Source organism: Mesorhizobium album (genome assembly GCF_033977205.1).
Lineage (GTDB): Bacteria > Pseudomonadota > Alphaproteobacteria > Rhizobiales > Rhizobiaceae > Mesorhizobium > Mesorhizobium album.
This window is the reverse complement of sequence record NZ_JAVIIW010000029.1, coordinates 13,927-40,921: the sequence shown is the minus strand read 5'-3', so window position 1 is coordinate 40,921 and position 26,995 is coordinate 13,927. Positions and strand designations below refer to the sequence as shown.

General features: G+C 63.8%; 21 protein-coding genes. 17 read left to right on the top strand and 4 right to left on the bottom strand.

Translation table 11 applies throughout. From position 1 onward, the window contains the following. Positions 1 to 102 precede the first annotated feature (102 nt). The 5 genes from cysD to RFN28_RS22630 all read left to right on the top strand — a co-directional run bounded on the left by cysD (position 103) and on the right by RFN28_RS22630 (position 4,820). Positions 103 to 1,008: a sulfate adenylyltransferase subunit CysD gene (cysD, locus tag RFN28_RS22650; RefSeq protein WP_320289448.1), complete on the top strand. Its 906-nt coding sequence runs from the start codon at positions 103 to 105 to the stop codon at positions 1,006 to 1,008. Between the two features lie 2 nt (positions 1,009 to 1,010). Next, on the top strand, positions 1,011 to 2,948 hold the full coding sequence (cysN, locus tag RFN28_RS22645; protein ID WP_320289447.1) for a sulfate adenylyltransferase subunit CysN: 1,938 nt from the start codon (positions 1,011 to 1,013) through the stop codon (positions 2,946 to 2,948). A gap of 10 nt (positions 2,949 to 2,958) precedes the next feature. Beyond that, positions 2,959 to 3,747, top strand: coding sequence for a 3'(2'),5'-bisphosphate nucleotidase CysQ (gene cysQ / locus RFN28_RS22640; RefSeq protein ID WP_320289487.1), 789 nt, complete (start codon positions 2,959 to 2,961; stop codon positions 3,745 to 3,747). A 411-nt stretch (positions 3,748 to 4,158) separates the two neighbouring features. Continuing rightward, positions 4,159 to 4,386 carry a CopG family transcriptional regulator gene (locus tag RFN28_RS22635; RefSeq protein ID WP_320289446.1) on the top strand — a complete coding sequence of 76 codons (228 nt, stop codon included), beginning with the start codon at positions 4,159 to 4,161 and terminating at the stop codon, positions 4,384 to 4,386. Next, positions 4,383 to 4,820 (top strand): TA system VapC family ribonuclease toxin, encoded by a 438-nt coding sequence (locus RFN28_RS22630; protein WP_320289445.1) that lies wholly within the window; start codon positions 4,383 to 4,385, stop codon positions 4,818 to 4,820. Before RFN28_RS22635 ends, RFN28_RS22630 begins: the two co-directional genes overlap by 4 nt. A 243-nt stretch (positions 4,821 to 5,063) precedes the next feature. Here the strand turns inward: RFN28_RS22630 and RFN28_RS22625 are convergent, their stop codons facing one another. From RFN28_RS22625 to RFN28_RS22610, 4 genes are all read right to left on the bottom strand, one after another. After that, on the bottom strand, positions 5,064 to 6,206 hold the full coding sequence (locus tag RFN28_RS22625) for a DegT/DnrJ/EryC1/StrS family aminotransferase (RefSeq protein WP_320289486.1): 1,143 nt from the start codon (positions 6,204 to 6,206) through the stop codon (positions 5,064 to 5,066). Positions 6,207 to 6,455: 249 nt separating this feature from the next. Then, on the bottom strand, positions 6,456 to 7,379 hold the full coding sequence (locus tag RFN28_RS22620) for a carbohydrate kinase family protein (RefSeq protein ID WP_320289444.1): 924 nt from the start codon (positions 7,377 to 7,379) through the stop codon (positions 6,456 to 6,458). Further along, the gene (locus RFN28_RS22615) at positions 7,376 to 7,822 is read right to left on the bottom strand and encodes an RbsD/FucU family protein (protein ID WP_320289443.1); all 447 of its coding nucleotides are present in this window, start codon (positions 7,820 to 7,822) and stop codon (positions 7,376 to 7,378) included. The genes RFN28_RS22620 and RFN28_RS22615 overlap by 4 nt, the downstream gene beginning before the upstream one ends. Before the next feature lie 3 nt (positions 7,823 to 7,825). Next, positions 7,826 to 9,052, bottom strand: a complete 1,227-nt coding sequence (locus RFN28_RS22610; RefSeq protein ID WP_320289442.1) for an ROK family transcriptional regulator — start codon at positions 9,050 to 9,052, stop codon at positions 7,826 to 7,828. A 267-nt stretch (positions 9,053 to 9,319) separates the two neighbouring features. On the opposite strand from RFN28_RS22610, the gene RFN28_RS22605 reads away from it, so the two are divergent. From RFN28_RS22605 to bglA, 12 genes are all read left to right on the top strand, one after another. Further along, entirely contained in the window at positions 9,320 to 10,297 is a 978-nt protein-coding gene (locus tag RFN28_RS22605; RefSeq protein WP_320289485.1) for a sugar ABC transporter substrate-binding protein, read from the top strand. 160 nt (positions 10,298 to 10,457) lie between these two features. Further along, entirely contained in the window at positions 10,458 to 11,522 is a 1,065-nt protein-coding gene (locus tag RFN28_RS22600) for an ABC transporter permease (RefSeq protein WP_320289441.1), read from the top strand. 2 nt (positions 11,523 to 11,524) lie between these two features. Beyond that, positions 11,525 to 12,307, top strand: a complete 783-nt coding sequence (locus RFN28_RS22595; RefSeq protein WP_320289440.1) for an ATP-binding cassette domain-containing protein — start codon at positions 11,525 to 11,527, stop codon at positions 12,305 to 12,307. 144 nt (positions 12,308 to 12,451) lie between these two features. Then, on the top strand, positions 12,452 to 14,914 hold the full coding sequence (locus RFN28_RS22590) for a glycogen/starch/alpha-glucan phosphorylase (protein ID WP_320289439.1): 2,463 nt from the start codon (positions 12,452 to 12,454) through the stop codon (positions 14,912 to 14,914). Positions 14,915 to 15,162: 248 nt separating this feature from the next. Then, a complete protein-coding gene (gene glgB / locus RFN28_RS22585; protein WP_320289438.1) occupies positions 15,163 to 17,376 on the top strand; it encodes a 1,4-alpha-glucan branching protein GlgB in 2,214 nt (737 codons plus the stop codon). Between the two features lie 61 nt (positions 17,377 to 17,437). After that, on the top strand, positions 17,438 to 18,703 hold the full coding sequence (glgC, locus tag RFN28_RS22580) for a glucose-1-phosphate adenylyltransferase (protein WP_320289437.1): 1,266 nt from the start codon (positions 17,438 to 17,440) through the stop codon (positions 18,701 to 18,703). A gap of 108 nt (positions 18,704 to 18,811) precedes the next feature. Further along, entirely contained in the window at positions 18,812 to 20,257 is a 1,446-nt protein-coding gene (gene glgA, locus RFN28_RS22575) for a glycogen synthase GlgA (RefSeq protein ID WP_320289436.1), read from the top strand. 3 nt (positions 20,258 to 20,260) lie between these two features. Next, complete coding sequence (locus RFN28_RS22570) at positions 20,261 to 21,889, top strand: alpha-D-glucose phosphate-specific phosphoglucomutase (protein ID WP_320289435.1); 1,629 nt, start codon at positions 20,261 to 20,263, stop codon at positions 21,887 to 21,889. A gap of 271 nt (positions 21,890 to 22,160) precedes the next feature. Further along, complete coding sequence (locus tag RFN28_RS22565) at positions 22,161 to 22,766, top strand: nucleotidyltransferase domain-containing protein (RefSeq protein WP_320289434.1); 606 nt, start codon at positions 22,161 to 22,163, stop codon at positions 22,764 to 22,766. A gap of 126 nt (positions 22,767 to 22,892) precedes the next feature. Then, complete coding sequence (locus tag RFN28_RS22560; RefSeq protein ID WP_320289433.1) at positions 22,893 to 23,174, top strand: hypothetical protein; 282 nt, start codon at positions 22,893 to 22,895, stop codon at positions 23,172 to 23,174. A gap of 175 nt (positions 23,175 to 23,349) precedes the next feature. Then, on the top strand, positions 23,350 to 25,350 hold the full coding sequence (gene glgX / locus RFN28_RS22555) for a glycogen debranching protein GlgX (protein ID WP_320289432.1): 2,001 nt from the start codon (positions 23,350 to 23,352) through the stop codon (positions 25,348 to 25,350). Then, positions 25,350 to 26,993: a beta-galactosidase BglA gene (gene bglA / locus RFN28_RS22550; RefSeq protein WP_320289431.1), complete on the top strand. Its 1,644-nt coding sequence runs from the start codon at positions 25,350 to 25,352 to the stop codon at positions 26,991 to 26,993. Before glgX ends, bglA begins: the two co-directional genes overlap by 1 nt. The last annotated feature ends 2 nt before the right edge of the window (positions 26,994 to 26,995 follow it).

Here is a 26,995-nt window from a genome sequence, read left to right as displayed (position 1 = left end):
GCCCGCGAGAAATGTCCAGGGCTTGACGGGCTGTTTTGAGGGGAAACCGCGCCAATCGCCTGCTGCAAGATCTGGCCGGCACGAAAGAACGCTCAACAGTCCATGAACATCGCGCTCACGCATCTGCAGCGGCTCGAAGCCGAATCCATCCACATCTTCCGTGAGGTCGCGGCCTCTTTCTCCAAGCCGGTGATGCTCTATTCGGTCGGCAAGGATTCCTCGGTGCTGATGCATCTGGCGATGAAGGCCTTCTATCCGGCCAAGCCGCCTTTTCCCTTCCTGCATGTCGACACGACCTGGAAGTTCCGCGAGATGATCGCCTTTCGCGACCAGATGGCGCAGAAGCTCGGCTTCGACCTGCTCGTCCACGTCAACGAGGACGGCGTTCGCGACAACATCAATCCCTTCGACCACGGCTCCAACACCCACACCCATGTCATGAAGACCGTGGCGCTGCGTCAGGCGCTCGACAAATACGGCTTCGACGCGGCCTTCGGCGGCGCGCGGCGCGACGAGGAGAAGTCGCGCGCCAAGGAGCGCATCTTCTCCTTCCGCAACGCCCAGCACGCCTGGGACCCGAAGAACCAGCGGCCGGAAATGTGGAAGATCTTCAACACCCGCATCGCGCCCGGCGAATCGATCCGCGTCTTCCCGCTGTCGAACTGGACCGAGCTCGACATCTGGCAGTACATCTTGCAGGAGAACATCCCGATCGTGCCGCTCTATTTCGCCAAGGAGCGGCCGGTGGTCGAGCGCGACGGCATGCTCATCCTCAAGGACGACGACCGCATGCAACTGCGTCCCGGCGAGACGGTCGAGAACCGTCTCGTGCGCTTCCGCACGCTGGGCTGCTACCCGCTGACGGGCGCCATCGAATCGGATGCCGACACGCTCGACGCCATCGTCGGCGAGATGCTGACCGCCCGCACCTCCGAGCGCCAGGGCCGCCTCATCGACCGCGACGAGGCAGGTTCCATGGAAAAGAAGAAGCGCGAAGGGTATTTTTGAGCATGCGCCACATCATGGCCAAGAGCCTCGCCCCGACCGACTCAATCCGCGACTACATGGCCGCGCAGGAGAAGAAGTCGCTGCTGCGCTTCCTTACCTGCGGCTCGGTCGACGACGGTAAGTCGACGCTGATCGGGCGGCTGCTTTCCGACACCAAGCAGATCTTCGAGGATCAGCTTGCCGCGCTCGAGCGCGATTCGCGCAAGCACGGCACCACCGGCGACGATGTCGACTTCGCGCTCCTGGTCGACGGGCTGGAGGCCGAGCGCGAGCAGGGCATCACCATCGACGTTGCCTATCGTTTCTTCGCCACGCCGAAGCGCAAGTTCATCGTCGCGGACACGCCCGGCCACGAGCAGTATACGCGCAACATGGCGACCGGCGCCTCGACCGCCGATCTTGCCATCGTGCTGATCGACGCCCGACAAGGCGTGCTGCGCCAGACCAGGCGTCACTCGATCATCGCCTCGCTGCTCGGCATCCGGCACATCGTGCTTGCCGTCAACAAGATCGACCTCGTCGGCTTCGACAAGACCGTCTTCGACGACATCGTGGCGGACTACAGGGCGTTCGCGAAAGGACTGGGCTTCGAGAGCATCGTGCCGATCCCGATGTCGGCGCGTTATGGCGACAATGTCACCACCGGCTCGGAGCGCACGCCCTGGTATTCCGGGCCGTCGCTGATCGAGCATCTGGAGACCGTGTCGGTCGACGAGGCCGCCGTCGAGCTGCCGTTCCGTTTTCCCGTCCAGTATGTGAACCGTCCCAACCTTGATTTCCGCGGCTTTGCCGGAACCATCGCCTCGGGCACGGTTTCGCAAGGCGACGAGGTCGTGGTCGCCAAGTCGGGCAGGGCATCCCGCGTCAAGCGCATCGTCGCGCATGGCGGCGATCTTGAGCAGGCCGTGGCCGGCCAGGCGATCACGCTCGTCCTCGAGGATGAGGTCGAGGTGTCGCGTGGCAACATGCTGGTGTCGCCGTTGGCGCGGCCGCAGGTTGCGGACCAGTTCACCGCCAACATCGTCTGGTTCGACGAGCAGGCCCTGCTGCCCGGCCGCTCCTACATCTTGCGCACCGAAACCGACCAGGTGAGCGCGACCGTCACCGACCTCAAATACCGTGTCAACGTCAACGATTTCGCGCATGAGGCTGCGAAGTCGCTCGACCTCAACGAGGTCGGCGTCTGCAATCTCTCGACGCGGGCGCCGATCGCCTTCGATCCTTTTGCCGAGAACCGCACGAGTGGCGCCTTCATCCTGATCGACCGCATCACGAACGCCACCGTCGGCGCCGGCATGATCCTGCATTCGCTGCGCCGCGCCGAGAACATCCACTGGCAGTCGCTCGATGTCGGCAAGCGCGGCCGCAGCGACCTGAAGAACCAGCGCCCGGCGGTGTTCTGGTTCACCGGCCTGTCCGGCTCCGGCAAGTCGACCATCGCCAACCTGTTCGAAAAGAAGCTGTTCGCGTCCGGCCGCCACACCTATATCCTCGACGGCGACAATGTCCGCCACGGCCTCAACCGCGATCTCGGCTTCACCGACGCCGACCGCGTGGAAAACATCCGCCGCGTCGCCGAGGTGGCCAAGCTGATGGCCGATGCGGGCCTGATCGTCATCGTCTCCTTCATCTCGCCCTTCAGCGCCGAGCGGCGCATGGCGCGCGAGCTGATGGCCGAGGGCGAATTCATCGAAGTGTTCGTCGACACGCCGTTCGAGGAATGCGCCCGCCGCGACCCGAAGGGTCTTTACGCGCGCGCCTTGAGCGGCGAGATCAAGAATTTCACCGGTGTCGATTCACCCTATCAGGTGCCGGAGAATCCCGAAATCCACCTCGAGACTCTCGGCAGGACGCCTGAGGAGATGGCTGAAGCCCTGGAACACTGGCTGACTGAGCGCGACATTGCCCAAGAGCAGTACGATAATGGCGGCGGCATCTGACGACGAGGCGATGCTCGGCCTGTTCGAGCGCCTGGCGCTCGACGCCGGGCGCGAGGTGATGCGCGTCTTCCATGAAGGCTGCGCCGTCGACAGCAAGGCTGACTCCTCGCCGGTGACGGAAGCCGACCGCGAGAGTGAGAAGATCATCCTTGCCGGCCTGCGCGCCGCTTACCCAGACATCCCTTGCGTGGCCGAGGAGGAGGTTGCAGCAGGGGTCGCCACGCCCGACCTCGATGGCGCCTTCTTCCTGATCGATCCACTCGACGGCACCAAGGAATTCGTCAACCGCCGCACCGATTTCACGGTCAACATCGCGCTGGTCCGCCACGGCGTGCCGGAAGTCGGCGTCGTCTTCGCGCCCTGCACAGGACGCTTCTTCTCCGGCCGGCCGGGCAGGGCGGAAGCAATCGAGGTCGACAGCGATTATCGCATCGTCGGCCGCCGGCCGATTGCCGTGCGGGCAGGGGGCATGCCGCTCGCCGTCGTCGCCAGTCGCTCGCACAACACGCCCGAGACGGAAGCCTTCATCCGCGATCTCGGCGCCGCCGAGATCGTCTCGATCGGCTCGTCGCTGAAATTCTGCCTCGTCGCCGCCGCCGAGGCGGATGTCTATCCGCGCTTCGGCCGCACCATGGAATGGGACACGGCGGCGGGCGATGCGGTGCTGCGCGCCGCCGGCGGCATGACCCGAACGCTGGACGGCCAGCCGCTCGTCTACGGCAAGCGCAATCAGGCCAGCGACACGGATTTCGCCAACCCGCATTTCATTGCCAGTGGTAAAGTCGCCGACCCAAGCTGATCGTGATAGCGTCGCTGGCCCGATCAACCACGGCGCGGACCACATCGCTGACCGCGCCCAATTGCTCCGACCTTCAGTAGCCGTCGCCGGCAGGAGGCGGATTTGACGACCCAAAAGTTCGGCGAATCCGCTGCACGGAAAACCGGTTCCCTCACCATGGAATCGATATCTCAAGCCTGCGGGTGGGGACATCGAATTGAGGGGAAGAATAACCGGCAATCCTGCGCTGTATATTACAGCAAGTCGCGGTTCTAGGAGCCCCAAACCCCAATCCGACAGCTTCGTCTGCGCCCCTGATGCGGGCACTCCTCCGGATCGCCGCCGCATGCAATGGCGGCCTCCGGCGCTTGAGTATCCGTCGTCGCCGCTCTATATGATGCGTGATGATTGATGCGTACCGAGGAGGGCGATATGAGAACCACCCTGGCAATCGATGACGACGTGCTGATTGCGGCCAAGGCGATGGCCCGGCAGCAGCATCGCAGCGTCGGCGAGATCATCACCGATCTCGCCCGGCGCTCGCTGCGCCGCCCGCAAGCCGGCGGCGAGCGTAACGGGATTCCTCTGCTGTCGCCTCGGCCGGATGCGCCTCCTGTCACGCTTGAGACGGTCAATGCCTTGCGTGACGAGCTGCCATGACCTTCCTGCTCGATGTCAATGTGCTGATCGCGCTGATCGATCCTGGCCATGTCGCCCATGACGACGCGCATGGCTGGTTCGAAGTGACCGGTAACGCCGCATGGGCTACCTGTCCCATCACCGAAAACGGCGTCCTGCGCATCGTCGGCAACCAAAGATATCCCAATTCTCCCGGCTCGCCTGCCGTCGTTGCGCAAATCGTTACCAAGTTACGAGCCCTGCCTGGGCACAGCTTCTGGCCCGACGATGTGAGTCTTGTCGGCTCCGGCGATATCGATGCGGCGAAAATCCTGACCTCAGCCCAGGTCACCGATACCTATCTTCTTGCGCTCGCCAAGGCGCGCGGCGGCCAACTTGCGAGCTTTGACCGCAAGTTGTCGGCGGCTGCCGTGAAAGGCGGGAAGTCTGCACTGCACTTGATTCCCACAAGGTAGACCGCCAAGCCCTTTCTGTCGGTATTACACCTCGGCAAAGGATCAGCCGTTGAGCGCGTTCTTGATGGCTTTGCCGGCGTAAAGCAGCGACCTGCGCCCGACCGAGAGGCATCCCAAAGACCTCCGGCTCGTCGCAATACGTCACAACGACCGGGACGGCTGGAGCATCATCGCGCTGGGCCGCGATCGGCCTATTACTGGAGGCATACCCGCCGAGACCGTGATCTCGCCCGTGAGGCTCTTTTACGCCGCAGCTACGTGCGCCGAGTTCGAACCGATATAGTTGCGGATCGTCTCGATGATCCGGTCCTGGTCGGCTTCGCTCAAATAAGCGTGCATCGGCAGGCAGAGGATCTGCCTCGGCAGCTTTTCCGAAACGGCGAGGCCGGTCGGCGTGCGCGGGTAGTCGCGATAGGCGACCTGTTCGTGCAGCGGCTTCACATAATAGATGACTGACGGGATGCCCTTTTCGCCGAGATGGGCCTTGAGCCCATCGCGCTTCGGCGTCTCGATGGCGTATTGCGCCCAGGCCGAGCGGCCGCCACTCAAATTGCGCGATGCCTTGACGATGTCGCCGAGGCCCTTTGCATAGCGATCGGCGACCGCCTGCCGCGCCACCATCTCGTCCTCGAGAATGGCGAGCTTTTCGATAAGTATCGCCGCCTGCAGCGTGTCGAGGCGCGAATTGATGCCGACGCGGATGTTGTCGTACTGGGTCTCGCCCTTGCCGTGGAAGGCGAAGGATCTGAGCTTGTCGGCCAGCGCATCGTCATTGGTGAACATTGCGCCGCCATCGCCATAGCAGCCGAGGGGCTTCGCCGGATAGAAGCTGGTCGAGCCGACATGGCCGAAGGCGCCGCACATCGTGCCCTCGGCGGAGCCGCCCATCGACTGGGCAGCGTCCTCGATCACCAGCAGGTTCTCGCGCTTGGCGATCGCCATGATTGCTTCATAGTCGGCGGCAAGCCCGAACAGGTCGACCGGAATGATCGCCTTCGGCTTCAAGCGGCCTTCCTTCTTGATCATGCCGATCGCTGCCTCGAGGCTAGCGATGTCGATGTTGTAGGTATCGGGATCGACGTCGATGAAGACCGGCTCCGCCTTGGCAAGCGCCACCACTTCGGCCGTCGCGGCGAAGGTGAAGCTCGGCACGAACACCGCGTCGCCCGGGCCGATGCCGGCTCCAAACAGCGGCAAAAGCAGCGCATCGGTGCCGTTGGCGCAGGCCACGACATGCTTGACGCCGACATAAGCCGCGAGCTTCTTCTCGAATTCGGCGACCTGGGGCCCGAGGATGTAGCGGCCGTCTTCGACCACCTTGTCGATCGCGACCTTCAGCCGGTCGCGGATTCGTTCGCGCTGCGCGCCAAGATCGATGAACTGCATGTCGGCCTCAAATGCTGCCATTAACCGGCCCGCTGGTACCAGACTTGGCACGGCTGAGAAAGCCGGGGGCGGGCAGGGCGAATTGCTGAAATGTCGCAGCCTGTTACCGTCTTTTGCCGGCGCATTGCCCAAGCAAGCCGGGAATCCGGGCTTCAAAGGTCATTTTCAGCGCCCCTTATCGCGCTGTTCCAGCCTTTGGAAACATAAAGTGATCGTTTAGGTGGGCCCTTTGGCCGCCCGGACGGCCGATCAGGCGATCTCGTGCCGCCAGGGCGGGTTGGCGCCGGCCCGCGAGACCGTCACCGCGGCTGCCTTGGCGCCAAGCTCAAGCGCCTTGCCGATCGCGTCTTCGGACAGGCCGCCGATCGCCGCCTTGGTGAGCAGACCCTGCTCGTGCAGCGAGGCGAGGATGCCGGCATTGAAGGTGTCGCCGGCGCCGACCGTGTCGACCACCTTCACCTTCTGCGGCACGACCGTGACCTTGTGCTCCTTGCTGTAGCCGACGGCGCCTTCGCTGCCATGGGTGACGACGATCAGCTTCGGCCCGCGGTCGAGCCAGTTGCGAACCACGTCCTCATGCGAGCCCGCCTCATCGAACCAGTTGAGGTCCTCGTCGGAAAGTTTCACGATGTCGGCCAGCGCCATCATCTCGCGGATGCGCCTGAGATGCCTGGCCTTGTCCGGGATGAAGTTCGGCCGGATGTTGGGGTCGAGCATCATCACCCGGCTTTTGTGCTCGCGTCGCATGAACTCCTCATACGCCGACCCCGCAGGCTCGGAGATCAGGCTGATGGCGCCGAACAGCATCGCCTCGATCTCCGCGCCGAGCTTCGGCAGATCCTCGATGGTAAGCATCCGTCCGGCGGTGTTCTCGTCATAGAAGGTGTAGGTCGCGTGGCCGTTGGTGAGCCGCACGAAAGCGAGCGTCGTCGGCCGCGACGAGGTATGCGCATAGGTGGAACTCACCTTGCTCGCCCCCAGCGCCTCGCGCAGCTGCCCGCCGAACAGATCTGAGGAGAGGCCGGAAAAGAACGCCGCCGGCGCGCCCAGCCGCCCGAGCGCGACGGCCGTGTTGAACACCGCGCCGCCGACATAAGGCGCGAAGGCCGCTTCGCCTTCGGTCGTCGTGCGCGGCAGCATGTCGATTAAGGCTTCGCCACAGCAGAGGATCATGATGTCTGGCTTTCCGGCGGATGGATCACGCCCTTGCGGATGATGATGTTGGCGTAGAGCCTGGGTTCGCTGGTCGCGACGATCGCATGCGCGGCCTTGACGCGTGCATAGAAGTCGGGGCCGGCGAGCGCAACTACCTTGCGGTCCGGCGCGCGTTTCGCGCAGACCGCTTCCATCTCGTGGTGCACGGGATCGGCCAGCGCCGGATCGCCCTTGACCGAGGCGCGAAACAGCGCCTCCGGCACCGCCTCGTCGACCGGCAGCACGCTGAGGATCGCGTCGAGCACGGGAATGAGATGATGGCCGTCGGCGCGGATCAGCCGTCGCGCCTGCTCCTCGGCGGGATAGTTGCCGTCGACGATGGCGATCTCGTCGCCATGGCCCATGGCCCTGAGCGTCGCCAAAAGCTGGGGGCCGAGCAGCGACGGAATGCCGATCAGCATGGGTCAGGCGCTCCTGGAGATCGTGGTCGGCCCGATCAGGAAGCGCTCGGAAAGCGGTAGGCTGGCGCCGCCCAGCGCCCGCGCATGGATGCCAACCGTTCCTTCGCGCACGAGCGGCAGCTTCAGGCCCTCGGCGTCGATTCCCGTGATAGCGTCCGTGACGGCGTCGACAAGCCGCCGCCGCACATCGAGCGGCATCCAGCCGTCAATCACCGCCGCTTCGAAATCGATGACCGAGGAGGCCGCGACAATCGCATAGGCGAGCGCCTGCGCGGCGTTGGCGATCCATTCGTCGAGTTCGGCGCCGATCTCGCCCCATTCCTGCGGCGAGGTCCACAGATAGGAGCCGTCGATGCCTTTGGCGCTGAGCGCCTTTTCCAATATGGCGATCGAGGCGACGTCGATAAGCTGCGTCGGCTTACCGTCGGGCCCCGGCACCGGCATCGAGCCCAGCGCGCCGGCATTGCCGGTCGGGCCGCCGAACAGGCGGCCGTTGAGCACGATGCCGCCGCCGGCAAAGGCGCCGATGTAGAAATAGACGAAGTCGCGCGCCGCGCCTGCCTGGCCGAAGACGAGTTCGGCGCCGCAGGCGGAGGTGGCGTCGTTCTGCAGATAGACCGGAAAGTCGCACTGCGCCTGGATGTCGGCGCGAATGTCGCGATGGCGCCATTCGTCCATGATCTCGCGCGGCGCGCCGGCAGTGTCGGCCCAGCTCCAGAGCTCGAACGGCATGGCGATGCCGAGGCCGGCGATGCGCTTGTCCTGCGCCGGCGTCAGTTCGCCGCGCATTTTTTTGATGCCGGCGCTGACGAACTCGACCGTCTCGCGCGGCGCCGGATAGCGATAGGAATTCTGCAGCATGGCGCGCACATTGCCGAGGAAGTCGATCAGCACCAGCTCGGCGCTGCGGCGGCCGATCTTGAGGCCAATGAAGAAGGCGCCTTCCGGGTTGAGCGCCATCGGGATCGACGGCTGGCCGATCTTGCCGCGCAGCGGTGCCTGGCGGATAAGCAGCTTGTCTTCCTCGAGCTCGCGCATGATGACGGATACGGTCTGCGCCGACAGGCCTGTCATGCGCGCAATGTCGGATTTGGCCAGGCTGCCATGCTGGCGCACCAAGGACAGCACGAGCCGTTCGTTGTGGTCGCGCATGCCGCTCTGGTTCGTGCCGCGATGCAAGCGGCTCTCCCGAGCCTCGGGCGAACCGTGCCTCGCAATGCCGGTCTGCACCCTTTACCTCCCGTCAGTTTCCCCACACTGCTTTTCGTTCAGAATGAGTGAACGGCGCAAGTCTGTCAATAATAAATAAGAGTGATTTAATTATTGACAGATGCCTCGGACTGGTGTCTTTTGAGCTGGCGTCCACGCTGGGAGAATGGTTGGATGCGCTTGAGACGCCGGGTTGGCCGGCGTCCGGAATGGTTCCATTGGGAGGAAATCGTGACCAAGAAATCGCTGCTGAAGTCCACCGTGTTCGCGGCTGCCGGGTTGGGCTTGATGGCATTCGCCTCGTCCGCGTCGGCCGCCGGGGTCGGCGCCTGCCTGATCACCAAGACTGACACCAATCCCTTCTTCGTCAAGATGAAAGAGGGCGCGACCGCCAAGGCCAAGGAGCTCGGCGTCGACCTCAAGACCTATGCCGGCAAGATCGACGGCGACAGCGAGAGCCAGGTGGCGGCGATCGAAAGCTGCATCGCCGACGGCGCCAAGGGCATCCTGATCACCGCCTCCGACACCAAGGGCATCGTGCCGACGGTGAAGAAGGCGCGTGACGCCGGCCTGCTGGTGATCGCGCTCGACACGCCGCTCGATCCGATCGATGCAGCCGACGCGACCTTCGCAACGGACAATCTGGAGGCCGGCAAGCTGATCGGCGCCTGGGCCGCCGCCACGCTCGGCGACAAGGCCAAGGACGCCAAGATCGGCTTCCTCGACCTGACGCCTTCGCAGCCGACCGTGGACGTGCTGCGCGACCAGGGCTTCATGGAAGGCTACGGCATCGACGTGAAGGACCCGAACAAGATCGGCGACGAGAACGATCCGCGCATCGTCGGCCACGACGTCACCAACGGCAATGAGGAAGGCGGCCGCAAGGCGATGGAGAACCTCCTGCAGAAGGACAACACCATCAACGTCATCCACACCATCAACGAGCCCGCCGCGGTCGGCGCCTACCAGGCCCTCAAGGCCGTCGGCCTCGAAAAGCAGGTGCTGATCGTCTCCGTCGACGGCGGCTGCCCGGGCGTGAAGTCGGTGACCGAAGGCGTGATCGGCGCCACCTCGCAGCAATACCCGCTGCAGATGGCGGCGCTCGGCATCGAGGCGATCGCCAAATACGCCAAGGACGGCACGAAGCCGAAGCCGACCGAAGGCAAGAACTTCTTCGACACCGGCGTCAATCTCGTGACCGACAAGCCCGCAAAAGGCGTGAAGTCCATCGACACGAAGGAAGGCCTGGCCAAGTGCTGGGGCTGATGGCTGCCTGACAGCGCGTAAAACCTTGCGGCTGGGGCTTGATCCCCGGCCGCATCGGGTGGACGATACATTTTCGTAAGCGCTGATAATCCCGGCAACAGACCGGAATGCGTAAACGCAGCATGGAGCCATGACCAAGCTCCGTGAGACGGGAGGATATATGTCTCAGATGCAGGAATACGAGAAGGTGCTCTCGAGCAGCGACACCAGCGTCGCGGCCTTCGAGGAGCACGGCAAGTCTTTCGTCAAGCGCGCACAGCACTTCCTGCATTCCACGCCGGCGGCGGTGCCGCTGATCGTGCTGGTGCTGTCGATCATCATTTTCGGCATTGCCATTGGCAGTCGTTTCTTCTCGTCCTACACGCTGACGCTGATCCTGCAGCAGATCGCCATCGTCGGCATTCTGGGCGCCGCTCAGACGCTGGTGATCCTGACCGCCGGCATCGATCTTTCGATCGGCGTCATCATGGTGATTTCAGCCGTGATCATGGGCAATTGCGCCATCACCTACGGGATGCCGACCCTTCTGGCGGTGATCGTGGGGCTTGCCGCCGGCGGCGCCTGCGGCCTGCTCAATGGCCTCCTGGTCGCTTACATGAAGCTGCCGCCCTTCATCGTCACGCTCGGCACCTGGAACATCGTCATGGCGACGAACTTCATTTATTCCGCCAATGAGACGATCCGCGACGCCGACGTCGACGCCCAGGCGCCGCTGCTGCATCTCTTTGCGCTGAGCTTCAGGGTTGGTTCTGCAGTGCTGACGGCCGGCGTCATTGCGATGGTCCTGCTGGTGCTGTTCCTGTGGTACGTGCTCAACCACACGGCCTGGGGCCGCCATGTCTACGCCGTCGGCGACGACCCCGAGGCGGCCAAGCTTTCCGGTATCCAGACCAAGACGGTGCTCGTGGCTGTGTACACGCTTGCCGGCCTGATCGCCGCCTTTGCGGCCTGGGTCTCGATCGGCCGCAACGGTTCCATCTCGCCGTCTGCCGCAGTCACCGACTATAATCTGCAGGCGATCACCGCGACGGTGATCGGCGGTATCTCGCTCTTTGGCGGCCGCGGCTCGATCCTCGGCACGCTGTTCGGCGCCATGATCGTCGGCGTCGTCTCGATGGGCCTCAACATGCTGGGCGCCGACCCTCAGTGGAAAGTGCTGCTCACCGGCGTCCTGATTATCGGCGCCGTGGCGATCGACCAGTGGATCAGAAAGGTTTCGGTGTAACCATGACTGAGCAGGCTGTACTCACCGCGCGCGGTCTGACCAAGCGCTATGGCCGCGTGACCGCGCTCAACAACTGCGACTTCGATCTCTATCCGGGCGAGATCCTGGCGGTGATCGGCGACAACGGCGCCGGCAAGTCGACGCTGATCAAGGCGATCTCCGGCGCCGTGCACCCCGACGAGGGGGCGATCGAGCTGGACGGCAAGCAGGTCCACTTCAAGTCGCCCATCGAGGCCCGCGAGGCAGGCATCGAGACCGTCTACCAGAACCTGGCATTGTCGCCGGCGCTGTCGATCGCCGACAACATGTTCCTCGGCCGCGAGATCAGGAAGCCCGGCCCGCTCGGCAGTTGGTTCCGCATGCTCGACCGTCCGGCGATGGAAAAGCGCGCTCGCGACAAGCTCACCGAGCTCGGCCTGATGACCATCCAGAACATCAGCCAGGCGGTGGAGACGCTCTCAGGCGGCCAGCGCCAGGGCGTCGCGGTGGCGCGCGCCGCCGCCTTCGGCTCCAAGGTGGTGATCATGGACGAGCCGACGGCGGCACTTGGCGTCAAGGAGAGCCGCCGCGTGCTTGAGCTCATCCTCGACGTGAAGAAGCGCGGCCTGCCGATCGTGCTCATCTCGCACAACATGCCGCATGTGTTCGAAGTCGCGGACCGCATCCACATCCACCGGCTTGGACGGCGTCTCTGCGTCGTCGATCCCAAGCAGATTTCCATGTCGGATGCGGTCGCGCTGATGACTGGCGCCAAGAAGCCGCCGGAAGACGCTCTGGCGGCCTGATCTCCGTCGACCACGGTTAATCGCTGCAGGGTATCGGATGGACATCACGCCCTAAATCGATTTACCATATGCTGCAGTGCGGCAAAGTGGGGTAGGAGAAGCGGTGAAAGCCGGTATGATCAGGCCAACCGAACGAGAGGCAGCATGACATCCGCCATGACGATCGAAGCCCCCGCTCTCGACCATCCCGACCCCAAGACACTTGCCGAAGAAGTCTTGATGTCGCTGAAATACCGGCTCGGCAAGGACACCACGGTCGCCACGCCCTATGACTGGCTGACCGCCTCCATCAAGGTGGTGCGCGACCGCATCGTCGATCACTGGATCCAGGCGACCAAGGAAGCCTACGACCAGCAGGAAAAGCGCGTCTATTACCTCTCGCTCGAATTCCTCATCGGGCGCCTGATGCGCGATGCTTTCTCCAATCTCGGCCTGATGGAGAGCATGCGCGAGGCTCTGGCCTCGCTCGGCGTCGACCTCGACCTCATCGCCGGCCTGGAGCCGGACGCAGCCCTCGGCAATGGCGGCCTCGGCCGGCTCGCCGCCTGCTTCATGGAGAGCATGGCGACCGTCGATATCCCCGCCCACGGCTACGGCATCCGCTATGCCAACGGCATGTTCCGCCAGGAGATCCATGACGGCTGGCAGATCGAATTGCCGGAAACCTGGCTCGACCACGGCAACCCGTGGGAATTCGAGCGGCGCGAGCGTTCCTTCGAGGTCGGCTTCGGCGGCTCGGTGGAATCGATCACTTCGAAGGATGGCCGGCTCGAACGCCATGTCTGGAAGCCGACCGAGCATGTGCTGGCCGTCGCCTATGACACGCCGGTCGCCGGCTGGCGCGCCAGGCGCGTCAACACGCTGCGGCTCTGGTCCGGCATGCCGATCGACCCGATCCTGCTCGACAAGTTCAATGCCGGCGACCACATCGGCGCGCTTGCCGAAAGCAACAAGGCCGATGCGCTGTCGCGCGTGCTTTATCCCGCCGATTCCCACATGGCCGGGCAGGAGCTCAGGCTGAGGCAGGAATATTTCTTCTCCACCGCCTCGCTGCAGGACATCGTCCAGCGGCATCTGAGCCAATATGGCGACCTGAAATCACTGCCCGACAAGGCCGCGATCCACCTGAACGATACCCATCCGGCGGTCGCCGTGCCCGAGCTGCTGCGGCTCTTGATGGACGTCCACGGCATGGATTTCGACCTCGCCTGGGACATCACCAAGCGCACCTTCGCCTATACCAACCACACGCTTCTTCCCGAGGCGCTGGAAAGCTGGCCGGTGCCGCTCTTCGAGCGGCTGTTGCCGCGCCACATGCAGATCGTTTATGCCATCAACGCTGAAGTGCTCCTGGAAGCGCGGGCCACCGGAAAATTCTCGGGCGAGCAGATCGCCCGCATTTCGCTGATCCAGGAAAATGGCGACCGCCGCGTGCGCATGGGCAACCTGGCTTTCGTCGGCTCGCATTCGATCAACGGCGTCTCGGCGCTGCACACCGAGCTGATGAAGGAGACGGTGTTCGCCGATCTCCACAAGCTTTACCCGGACCGCATCAACAACAAGACCAACGGCATCACACCGCGGCGCTGGCTGATCCAGTGCAATGCCGGCCTGACCGCGCTTGCCCGCGAGGCGATCGGCGAGCGCTTCATGGATGACATCGAGGCGATCAAGGATCTCGATCCTCTTGCCAATGATGCCGCCTTCCGCGAGAAGTTCGCCGCCGTAAAGCGGCAGAACAAGGCGAGGCTCGCCAACCTCGTCGCTGACCGGCTCGGCATCAAGCTCGATCCTTCGGCGCTGTTCGATATCCAGGTCAAGCGCATCCATGAATACAAGCGCCAGCTGCTCAACATTCTGGAGGCGATCGCGCTCTACGACCAGATCCGCTCGCATCCCGAGCGGGACTGGATGCCGCGGGTGAAATTCTTCGGCGGCAAGGCGGCGCCCAGCTACCATAACGCCAAGCTGATCATCAAACTGGCCAATGATGTCGCCAGGGTTATCAACCGCGATCCGGCAGTGCGCGGCCTGCTGAAGGTGGTGTTCGTGCCGAACTACAATGTCAGCCTGGCCGAGCTGATGATGCCGGCGGCCGATCTCTCCGAGCAGATCTCGACCGCCGGCATGGAAGCTTCCGGCACCGGCAACATGAAGTTCGCGCTCAACGGCGCCTTGACCATCGGCACGCTCGACGGTGCCAACGTCGAGATCAAGGAGCGCGTCGGCGACGACAACATCTTCATCTTCGGCCTGACCACCGCCGAGGTCGCCGACCGGCGCAACAACGGCTACGACCCGCGCGGCGTGATCGAGGCCTCGCCGGAGCTGGCGCAGGCGGTGTCGGCGATCTCGTCCGGCGTCTTCTCGCCCGACGATCCCAACCGCTATCGCGATCTGATGAACGGCCTCTACCAGCGCGACTGGTTCATGGTGGCGGCCGATTTCGACTCCTACGCTGCCTGCCAGCGCGAGGTCGACAACGTCTGGCGCAACAGTCCCGACTGGTACACGCGCGCCATCCGCAATGTCGCCCGCGTCGGCTGGTTCTCGTCCGATCGCACCATCCGCCAATATGCGAAAGAAATCTGGAACGTACCTGTCTGATGTGATTGCATGAGGCTACGAACGATGTGGCCCCGGTGCATGTCGCCCAAAAGTGCGTAGCGGTTTTGGGACTACGACATGCACCAAAAACAAAGATTGGTGCATGTCGCCCAAAAGTGCGTAGCGGTTTTGGGACTACGACATGCACCAAAAAAACAAAGATTGATGCATGCCGCCCAAAAGTGCGCAGCGGTTTTGGGACTAGGACATGCACCAGAACAAAGGTGCCCAGGGAGGGCGACCGCCTGATGAGGAAGCCGCGCGCGACCGCTGCGACAAGCGGGCCGGACGGACTGGCGCCAGCCGGCGATGTCGCGGCGATTGTCGCCGGAACGCATGGCGATCCCTTTGCCGTTCTTGGCGTGCATGAGGCCGGCAAAGGCTTCGTCGCCCGCTGCTTCGTGCCCAATGCCGAGTTTGTCACCGCTTACACGCTGACCGGCAAGGAGGTCGGCGAACTCACCCGCACCAACGATGCCGGCTTCTTCGAGGGCAGGCTTTCGATCCGCAAGCGTCAGCCGCTGCGCTATCACGCCAGAAATGCCGGTGGCGACTGGTGGCTGACCGACCCCTATTCCTTCGGTCCGGTCCTCGGCCCGATGGACGACTACTATATGGCCGAGGGCTCTCACTTAAGGCTCTTCGACAAGCTCGGTGCTCATGTCATCGAGCATGAGGGCGCGACAGGCGTGCATTTCGCCGTCTGGGCGCCGAATGCCAGGCGCGTCTCCGTGGTCGGCAATTTCAACGAATGGGACGGCCGCCGGCACACCATGCGCGGCCGCAAGGACACCGGCATCTGGGAGCTGTTCATTCCCGACCTCGGCTCCGGCCGGCCTTACAAGTTCGAGATCATCGGTCCCGATGGCGTGCGTCTGCCGCTCAAGGCCGATCCGTTCGCATTCGAGTCGGAACTGCGTCCGGCGACCGCTTCGGTGACGGCGCCGCCGATGGCGCATCAATGGGGCGACGAGGCGCACCGCAGCTTCTGGCAGAAAGCCGACCCCAGGCGCGAGGCGATCTCGGTCTACGAGGTCCATGCCGGCTCGTGGCAGCGCCGCGATGACGGCACGTTCCTCACCTGGGACGAGCTCGCCGCGCGACTGATCCCATACGTGGTCGACACCGGCTTCACCCATATCGAGTTCCTGCCGATCTCCGAGCATCCTTACGACCCGTCCTGGGGCTACCAGACGACCGGCCTTTACGCGCCGACTGCCCGCTTCGGCGATCCCGACGGCTTCGCCCGCTTCGTCGACGGTGCGCATCGTGCCGGCGTCGGCGTCATTCTCGACTGGGTGCCGGCGCATTTCCCGGTCGACGAGCATGGCCTGGTGCAATTCGATGGCACCGCGCTCTACGAGCATGCCGATCCGCGCCAGGGTTTCCATCCCGATTGGAACACCGCAATCTACAATTTCGGCCGCCGCGAGGTCTCCTCGTTCCTTGTCAACAACGCGCTGTTCTGGGCCGAGAAATACCATGTCGACGGGTTGCGCGTCGACGCGGTCGCCTCGATGCTCTACCTCGACTATTCGCGCAAGGCGGGCGAGTGGGTCCCCAACGAACAGGGCGGGCGCGAGAATTTGCAGGCCGTCAGCTTCCTGCAGAAGATGAACAAGGAGCTCTACGGCCATCACCCCGGCGTGATGACGATTGCCGAGGAATCGACTTCATGGCCGAAAGTCTCGCGCCCGGTGCATGAAGGCGGGCTCGGCTTCGGCTTCAAGTGGAACATGGGCTTCATGCACGACACGCTGGAGTACCTCTCCAAGGAGCCGGTCTACCGCAAATACCATCACAACGAGATCACCTTCGGTCTGATCTACGCCTTCTCCGAGAATTTCGTGCTGCCGCTCTCCCATGACGAGGTCGTGCACGGCAAGGGCACGCTGCTCCAGAAGATGGCCGGCGACGACTGGCAGAAATTCGCGACGCTGCGCGCCTACTACGCCTTCATGTGGGGCTATCCCGGCAAGAAGCTCCTGTTCATGGGACAGGAATTCGCCCAGCGCCGCGAGTGGAGCGAGGCGCGCGCGCTCGACTGGAACCTGATGGACTACGCCCCGCATCGCGGTGTCTGGCAGGTGGTGCGCGACTTGAACTACCTCTACCGCTCGCGCCCGGCGCTGCATGCGCGCGACTGCGAGCCGGAAGGTTTTTCCTGGCTCATCGTCGACGACCGCGACAACTCGGTCTTTGCCTGGCTGCGCAGCGCGCCGGGCGGCACTCCGATCGCCGTCATCTCCAATTTCACGCCGGTGCCGCGCGAGGACTATCGCGTGCCGCTGCCGCAGGCGGGAGAGTGGCGCGAGATCATGAACACCGACGCCGCCGTTTATGGCGGCTCCGGCAAGGGCAATGGCGGCATGATCATGGCGAGCGGGGAAGGGGGCGGCACGTCGGCGACGATGCTTTTGCCGCCGCTTTCGACGATCATGCTGGAATTCGTCGCGGACTGAAGCAGATGATTGTTCATCTTGCTCAAGTAATGTTCCGGACAGCTTACGAGGGAGGCAGGCAATGGCAGAGATGAAGAGAACCCAGCCGCTGGCACGCGATGCCATGGCCTATGTCCTGGCCGGCGGCCGCGGCAGCCGCCTCAAGGAGCTGACCGACCGGCGCGCCAAGCCCGCGGTCTATTTCGGCGGCAAGACGCGCATCATCGATTTTGCGCTCTCCAATGCGCTGAACTCCGGCATCCGCCGCCTCGGCGTTGCCACCCAGTACAAGGCGCACTCGCTCATCCGCCACCTCCAGCGCGGCTGGAACTTCCTGCGGCCCGAGCGAAACGAGAGCTTCGACATCCTGCCAGCCTCGCAGCGCGTCTCGGAAACCCAGTGGTATGAGGGTACGGCCGACGCCGTCTACCAGAACATCGACATCATCGAGGCCTACGGCCCCGAATACATGGTCATCCTGGCCGGCGACCACATCTACAAGATGGACTACGAGCTGATGCTACGCCAGCACGTCGATGCCGGCGCCGACGTCACCGTCGGCTGCCTCGAAGTGCCGCGCATGGAGGCGACCGGCTTCGGCGTCATGCATGTCGACAAGAAGGACACCATCATCTCCTTCATCGAAAAGCCCGCCGATCCGCCCGGCATCCCGGACAAGCCCGACTATGCGCTGGCCTCGATGGGCATCTACGTGTTCAAGACCAAGTTCCTCATGGAGCAGTTGCGCCGCGATGCGGCCGAGCCCGGTTCCAGCCGCGACTTCGGCAAGGACATAATCCCCTACATCGTCCAGCACGGCAAGGCGATCGCCCACCGTTTCGCCAAGTCCTGCGTGCGCTCCTCGCATGAGGCCGAGCCCTACTGGCGCGATGTCGGAACGGTCGACGCCTATTGGGAAGCCAATATCGACCTCACCGACGTCACGCCCGAGCTCGACCTCTACGACCGCGACTGGCCGATCTGGACCTATGCCGAATTGAAGCCGCCGGCCAAGTTCGTGCATGACGAGGACGGCCGCCGCGGCGAAGCGATCTCCTCGCTGGTCTCGGGCGACTGCATCGTCTCCGGCGCCTCGCTCCGCCGCAGCCTGATCTTCACCGGCGCCCGCATCAATTCCTATTCGAAGCTCGAGGAAGTGGTGATGCTGCCCGACGTCCAGGTCGGCCGCAACGCGCGCTTGAAGCGCGTCGTCATCGACCATGGCGTGCGCATTCCGGAAGGGCTGGTGGTCGGCGAGGATCCGGAGCTCGACGCCAAGCGCTTCCGCGTCTCGGAGAAGGGCATCAGCCTGATCACCCAGGACATGATCAACAAGTTGTCGACCTGACCAGGTCGATCAACAAGCTGTCAACCTGATCAGATTGATCAGCAAGGTGTCGCTTTGATCAGCAAGTTTGTCAGTCTGCTGTCACTTTAAACTCGGAGTGTGAATCGCATGCAGGTCCTGTCGGTCACGCCCGAAATCTTCCCACTGATCAAGACTGGCGGGCTTGCCGACGTGACCGGCGCGCTGCCGATCGCGCTCGCCGGCAAGGGCGTGGCGATGCGCACGCTGGTTCCCGGCTATCCGGTGGTGATGGACGCCTTCAAGAAAAAGAAGGCCGTCTACCAGTACCCGTTGCTGCAGGGCGGCAAGGCTTCGGTCCATGCCGTCAAGGTCGGCGAGCTCGATCTCTTCGTGCTCGACGCGCCGCATCTCTTCGACCGCCAGGGCGGGCCTTACGGTACTGTCACCGGCTCCGATTGGCCCGACAACTGGCGGCGCTTTGCAGCGCTGAGCCAGGCCGGCGGCGATATCGCCGGCGGCGCGATCTCCGGCTACCAGCCCGACATCGTGCACGCCCATGACTGGCAGTCGGCAATGACGCTCGCCTATATGCGCTACGGCAAGGCGGTCGGCGTGCCGTCGCTGATCACCGTGCACAACCTTGCATTCCAGGGCCAGTTCGGCGCCGGCATATTCGGCGAGCTCGGCCTGCCGGGCGTGGCGATGCAGCTCGACGGCGTCGAATATTATGGCGGCGTCGGCTTTCTCAAGGCCGGCCTGCAGGCCGCCTGGGCGGTCACAACGGTGAGCCCGACCTATGCGCAGGAGATCCGATCGCCGGAATTCGGCATGGGCCTCGACGGCCTGATCAACATGCGCGCCGTCGACCTCTACGGCATCGTCAACGGCATCGATGTCGATATCTGGAATCCGGCGACCGACAAGCATCTGGTGGCCAACTACTCCGCCGAGACGCTTGAGGCCCGCGGTCTCAACCGCAAGGCAGTCGAGGACCGCTTCAACCTTGAGAATGACGACAGCCCGATCGTCTGCGTCGTCAGCCGCCTTACCTGGCAGAAGGGCATGGACATACTGGCCGCGGTCGTCGACGGCGTCGTTCAGCGCGGGGCACGACTGGCGGTCCTCGGCTCGGGCGATGCCGGCCTCGAGGGCTCGCTGCTCGCCGCCGCCGCGCGGCATCGCGGCCGCGTCGGCGTCGTCATCGGTTACGATGAAGCGCTCTCCCACATCATGCAGGGCGGCTCAGACGCCATCATCATCCCATCGCGCTTCGAGCCCTGCGGGCTGACACAGCTCTATGGACTGCGCTATGGTTGCGTGCCGGTCGTCGCGCGCACCGGCGGCCTCGCCGACACCATCATCGATGCCAACGAGGCGGCGCTGTCGGCAGGCGTTGCCACCGGCTTCCAGTTTGCGCCGAACAATGGCGGCGCGCTGCTGCATGCCATCCGCCGGCTGGTCGAGGCGCATGCCAGGCCCGCGACCTGGGCCTCGGTCCAGCGCCAGGGCATGAAGGCCGATGTCTCCTGGGACAAGAGCGCCGAGAAATATGTCGAACTCTATCGCTTGCTGCTTTCGAAAAGGGCTGCCTGAGGCATGATCAAAACCGTCCCCACCAAACCCTATACCGACCAGAAGCCCGGCACTTCCGGCCTGCGCAAGAAGGTGCCCGTCTTCCAGCAGGAGCACTATGCCGAGAACTTCATCCAGTCGATCTTCGACGAGCTGGAAGGTTTCGAGGGCAAGACGCTGGTGATCGGCGGCGACGGCCGCTTCTATAACCGCGAGGTCATCCAAAAGGCGATCGCCATGGCCGCCGCCAACGGCTTCGGCAAGGTGATGGTCGGGCAGGGCGGTATCCTGTCGACGCCCGCCGCCTCCAACATCATCCGCAAATACAAGACCTTTGGCGGCATCATCCTGTCGGCCAGCCACAATCCGGGCGGCCCGCATGAGGATTTCGGCATCAAGTACAACGCCGGCAATGGCGGCCCGGCGCCGGAGAAGATCACCGACGCGATCTTCGAAAAGACCAAGACGATCTCGAGCTTCAAGATCGCCGATATCGGCACGGTCGACATCGACACGATCGGCACCTTCCAAGCCGGCGGCATGACGGTCGAGGTTTTCGACCCGGTCAAGGACTATGCCGAGCTGATGGAAAGCCTGTTCGACTTCGACGCCATCCGCGCCAACTTCAAATACGGCTTCCGCATGCGCTTCGACGCCATGCATGCGGTGACTGGTCCCTACGCCAAGGAAATCCTCGAGCGCCGGCTCGGCGCGCCGAACGGCACCTGCCGCAACTTCAAGCCGCTGCCCGACTTTGGCGGTCATCACCCCGATCCGAACCTGGTGCATGCCAAACATCTCTATGACGAGATGATGGGTCCGGACGCACCGGATTTCGGCGCAGCGTCGGACGGCGACGGCGACCGCAACCTGATCATCGGCAAGGGCATCTTCGTCACTCCTTCGGATTCGGTGGCGATGCTTGCCGCCAACGCGCATCTGGCGCCGGGCTACAAGGAAGGTCTGAAGGGCATCGCCCGCTCGATGCCGACCAGCGGTGCTGCCGACCGCGTCGCCGAAAAGCTCGGCATCGGCATCTACGAGACGCCGACCGGCTGGAAATTCTTCGGCAACCTGCTCGACGCCGGCATGGCGACGATCTGCGGCGAGGAGAGCGCCGGCACCGGCTCCAACCACGTGCGTGAGAAGGACGGCCTATGGGCTGTGCTTCTGTGGCTCAACATCCTCGCCGTGCGGGGCGAGAGCTGCAAGGACATCGTCACCAAGCACTGGGAGACCTATGGCCGCAACTACTATTCGCGTCACGACTATGAAGAGGTCGAGATCGAGCGGGCGAACGCGCTGGTCGACGAATTGCGCGCAAAGCTCGGCTCGCTGCCCGGTACCAGCGTACGCGGCATGACAATCGCCAGCGCCGACGACTTCGCCTATCACGACCCGGTCGACGGCTCGGTGAGCAAGAACCAGGGCATCCGGATCCTGTTCGAAGGCGGCTCGCGCGTCGTCTTCCGCCTCTCCGGCACCGGCACATCCGGGGCGACACTACGCGTCTATATCGAGCGCTACGAGCCGGACAAGGCGAGGCACGACCTTGACACGCAGGAGGCGCTCGCCGATCTGATCGCTGCCGCCGATGACATCGCCGGCATCAAGAGCCACACCGGCCGCAACAAGCCGAGCGTGATTACTTGAGGGTGCAACAAGGGGCTGCGCTTTTTCCCTTGTGGGACAAGGTGGCCGAGCGAAGTTCGCTCGGATGAGGGCGCTCCAGCTTGGCGCAGACCTGCGCAATTGGTGGCAACCGCCACCAGATGCATTTCGAACGGACGCGCCATCATTGACAATCGCATTTTGCCCAGATATCAAGTGAATTAGCTAGATATCAAGGCAATTGACCAGATATGGATGCGGCTTCTTGGCTCGTTCGGAACGGGAAAGCGCGATACGAAGGCCACTTACCGCTATGCTCGGCGTCGACTCGAATCTTAGGGTTCTCCGCACGCTGGTGCAGCATGGTGGCCTGCTTGCGGCCCCAGAGATCGTTCGCAGGAGCCGGCTATCTCGGGAAAGCGTACGGCTCGGACTTCTCGCTCTCGAATCCCTAGGGATTGTAACCGCATCGGGATCGGGGCATTCGAGGCTGTACCGCTTTGATGACAGCCATTATCTCGCCCCTACGTTGGCGGCCCTTTTCAAAGCCGAGAGCGACCGTTTTACGGCGATCCTGGACGCTGTGCGCCAAGTTGCAGCGCAAAGACCCGTCTTCAGTCTCTTCGTCTATGGCAGTGCGGCTCGCGGGGATGACGGTCCAGACAGCGACCTCGACATCGGCCTCGTTGCCCGAGCCGATGATCTTGCCGAAGTGGTGGAAGGCCTCCGGGAAGCGCTCAGGGATCCGGCGGAGAGGCTGGTCTTCCTCCCCAACGTCGTCGGCCTCGACTTCGATGATGTCCGACGCCTCGCGAGGGACCAGGATCCGTGGTGGGAAAACGTCAAGCAGGACGCGATTGTCCTTGCTGGAAGCCGCCCGGAAGACGCAGTGTCGTTCCAAGAGGCGTTGCATGGCTAGGGTGGGATCCACCAAAAAGAAAGACGCTGCTTATGTCACTAGCCGACTCGTGATCGCCCGCGGGTTCCTTAAAGACGCGCGAAACAGCAATCTCGTTGCTGATCCAGGTGACATCGGAACCCTTCCATGTCGACGGTGATCAAGTGTGCGATAGCCTATTCCGATGCCTTGACAGCCAAGTTCCGCGACGAAGTCAACCAGGACGACCACCAGGCCGTCGTCAAGCTCTTGCGGGCGGCTCTGGGCAAGGCTCTTCCTGCGAAGCAGCAGGCGAGTCTCCGTGCACTTCTGGAGCAGAAGGACGAGGTCCAGTACGGATCAAGGGCCAAGACTCGAAACGATGCCGAAAGGGCATTGGAGCGCCTAGAAGAGTTCGCCGCATGGGCCGAGCAGCAACTCGCTCTTTGAGATGGATCGGTAATGCGGTTTTCTGTCGACCTCGCATTGCGTTGGCGGCGGTTGCTACCGAATTGCGCAGACCCGCGTTCAAATCGGTAATGCCTCATTCCTTCCAAAACTCCTCATCCGTCTCGGCGCTGCACGCCAATCCCCCTTCTCCGGCAAGGGTGTTTGGGAGGTGCCCGTGAGCCAGCTCGGCGCCACCGTCACCAGCGAAGGCATCCGTTTTGCCGTCTGGTCGTCATCGGCGAGACACTTGTGGGTCTCGATCTTCAACGATAGCGGCACGCGCGAGGTGGAGCGGCTGGAACTGAAGCCCGAAGGCGAGGACGTATATGCGCTCTTCGTGTCCAGCCTCGCATCGGGCACGCGCTATGGCTTTCGCGCCGACGGCGACTACGCGCCGGAGCGCGGTCTGTGGTTCGATCCGGAAAAGCTTCTCACTGATCCCTACGCCGTCGAGATCGATCGTCGCTACCAATATCACTGGCGGCTGGCCGCGCGGCGCAACGAAGGTGCGGATACCGCGCCGCTGATGCCGAAGGCAGTCGCGCGTGCTTTGCCGGAGCCGGTGCTCGTGAAGCCGTCTCTGTTCCAGCCCGGCGGCCTGATCTACGAGCTCAACGTTCGCTCCTTCACGAAGCTGCACTCTGACATCCCCGAAGCGCAGCGCGGCACCGTCGCGGCGCTCGCCCATCCGGCTGTCATCGAGCATCTGAAGCGTCTCGGCGTCTCCGCCGTCGAGCTCATGCCGATCACGGCCTCGATCGACGAGCGACATCTGCCGCCGCTAGGGCTGCACAACGCCTGGGGCTACAACCCCGTCACATTCATGGCGCTCGATCCGGGCCTCGCGCCCGGGGGCCTAGCCGAATTGCGCGACACGGTTGCGGCGCTGCGCGAAGCGGGCATCGGCACCATCCTCGACCTCGTCTTCAACCACACCGGCGAGAGCGACCGGCTTGGTCCGACACTGTCGCTGCGCGGCCTCGACGCGCAGGCCTATTACCGGCACTTGCCCGACGGCCTTCTGGCCAACGACACCGGCACCGGCAACACCGTCGCCTGCGATCATCCGGTCGTGCGGCAGATGGTGCTCGACACGCTTCGCCATTTCGTCCGCCATGCCGGCGTCGACGGTTTCCGCTTTGATCTCGCTCCGGTGCTTGGCCGCGTCGAGGGCGCGTTCGACCCGGACGCGCCGTTGCTTCGGGCCATCGCTGGCGATCCCATGCTCGCCGACCGGGTGCTGATCGCCGAGCCTTGGGACGTCGGGCCCGGCGGCTATCAACTCGGCAATTTCCGGCCGCCATTTATCGAATGGAACGATCGCTACCGCGACGACATCAGGCGCTTCTGGCGCGGCGACCCCGGCGTGGTCGGCGCTTTAGCGACGCGGCTTGCCGGCTCCTCCGACATCTTCGGCAGGCAAGGCCAGCCGGCGAGCCGCAGCGTCAATTTCATAGCCGCGCATGACGGCATGACGCTGGCCGATCTCGTCGCCTATGAGAACAAGCACAACGAAGCCAATGGCGAAGAGAACCGCGACGGCCACGACGACAACCTGTCTTGGAACAATGGCGTCGAGGGCGAAACGGACGACGCGGAAATCGCCAGGGCCCGCTTCGACGATCAATGCGCGCTGCTTGCGACGCTCTTTGCCTCGCGCGGCACGATCATGCTGACCGCCGGAGACGAGTTCGGCCGCACGCAGAAGGGCAACAGCAACGCCTATGCGCAGGACAATGCCATAACCTGGCTCGACTGGGCCGGCCGCGACCGGGCGCTGGAGCAATATACCGCGGCTCTGTCAGCGATGCGTCGGGCCTTCCCGGCGCTGTCGGACACGCATTTCCTGACCGGGAAGCCGGCCGGCGCTTCAGCCATTCCGGATGTCGAGTGGCTGACCGAAACCGGCGCGCCGCTCGGCGAGGCCGACTGGAACGATCCCGGCCGACATCGCCTCGTCATGATGCTGGGGAATAGCGGGGGCGGGCGCCTTGCCGTCTTGGTCAATGGCGACCGCCGCCAATGCGTCTTCACCTTGCCGATCAGGGACGGCTACGAGTGGCGTCCGGCGATCGAGACGCAGGCGATCGACCTCGCGCGGCCGCTGCCCGACCGCACCGTGAGTTTCATGATCGAGCGCAGGGCCGGGAAGGCCAGCTCAAGGAAGGAATCGTGATGGCTGACGGCAATGGCGAATGGTGGCGCGGCTGCGTGATCTACCAGGTCTATCCGCGCTCCTTCCAGGACACGACCGGCGACGGCAGCGGCGATCTCAAGGGCATCACGTCGCGGCTTGCCCATGTCGCCTCGCTTGGCGTCGACGCCGTCTGGCTGTCGCCCTTCTTCAAGTCGCCGATGGCAGACATGGGCTATGACGTTTCGGACTATCGCGATGTTGATCCGATGTTCGGCATGCTCGAGGATTTCGACGCTCTGGTCGCCGAGGCGCACCGGCTTGGCCTGAAGCTCATCATCGATCAGGTGATCTCGCATTCATCCGACAAGCATGAATGGTTCGTCGAAGGTCGCGCCAGCCGCGATAATGCCAAGGCTGACTGGTACGTCTGGGCCGATGCGAAGCCTGACGGCAGTGCGCCAAACAACTGGCTGTCGCTGTTCGGCGGGCCGGCTTGGGAATGGGACGCCACCCGCCGGCAGTATTACATGCACAATTTCCTGGCCGCGCAGCCCGACCTCAACTTCCACACGCCGCAGGTGCAGGACGCGTTGCTGGATACCGTGCGCTTCTGGCTGGAGCGCGGCGTCGACGGCTTCCGGCTGGACACGGTCAACTACTATGTCCACGACCGCTGGCTGCGCGATAACCCGCCGCTGGCCTCAAGCGTAGCCGGCACCAACGCTGCCACCACCACCTACGCCTTCCAGGAGCATCTCTTCGACAAGACGCGGCCCGAGAACCTCGACTTCCTGAAGCGTTTGCGCGCCCTGCTCGACGAATATCCGGACCGCGCCGCCGTCGGCGAGGTGGGTGACGAGGAACGTTCGCTGCAGACGCTCGCCGCCTACACGTCGGGCGGCGACAAGCTGCAGATGTGCTACACCTTCGACTTGCTCGGCCCGCAATTCTCGGCCGCTCACTTGCGCGGCTGCGTCGAAGCTTTCGAGAACGCGGTTGCCGATGGCTGGGTCTGCTGGGCCTTCTCAAACCATGACGTGATGCGCCATGTCAGCCGCTGGACGCGGCCCGGCGAAAATCCGGACGCCGTGGCGAAATTCGCGATCGCGCTGCTGTCCTGCCTGCGCGGCTCGATCTGCCTCTACCAGGGCGAGGAGCTCGGGCTTGAGGAGGCCGAGCTTGCTTATGAGGACCTGCGCGATCCGCTGGGCATCCGCTTCTGGCCGGGTGTGAAGGGCAGGGATGGCTGCCGCACGCCGATGGTCTGGGAGGCCGGCTCCGAGAATGGCGGTTTCTCCACGGGCAAGCCCTGGCTGCCGGTGCCGCAGGCGCATCGCAGTCGCGCGGTCGACGTGCAAAATGGTAGTGACGGCTCGGTGCTTGCCGCCTATCGCTCGATCCTCGCCTTGCGCAAGCGCCATCCGGCGCTGACCGGCGGCTCCATCCGTTTTCTCGAAGCCGAGGGCGATGTGCTGGCTTTCATCCGCCAGCACGAAGGCGAGAAGTTGTTATGCGTCTTCAACTTCGCCGGTGAGCCGGCTAGCTGGACGCTGCCGGCGGAGATCAGGGATGTCGAGATAACGGCTCTTGCCGTTGACGTCGCTGGCGTCCTTGGCGGTGTTCTGGAAGAGATTGCCCTGGCACTGCCGCCTGTAGGTTGCTTCGTCGGGAGAATCGGCTGACG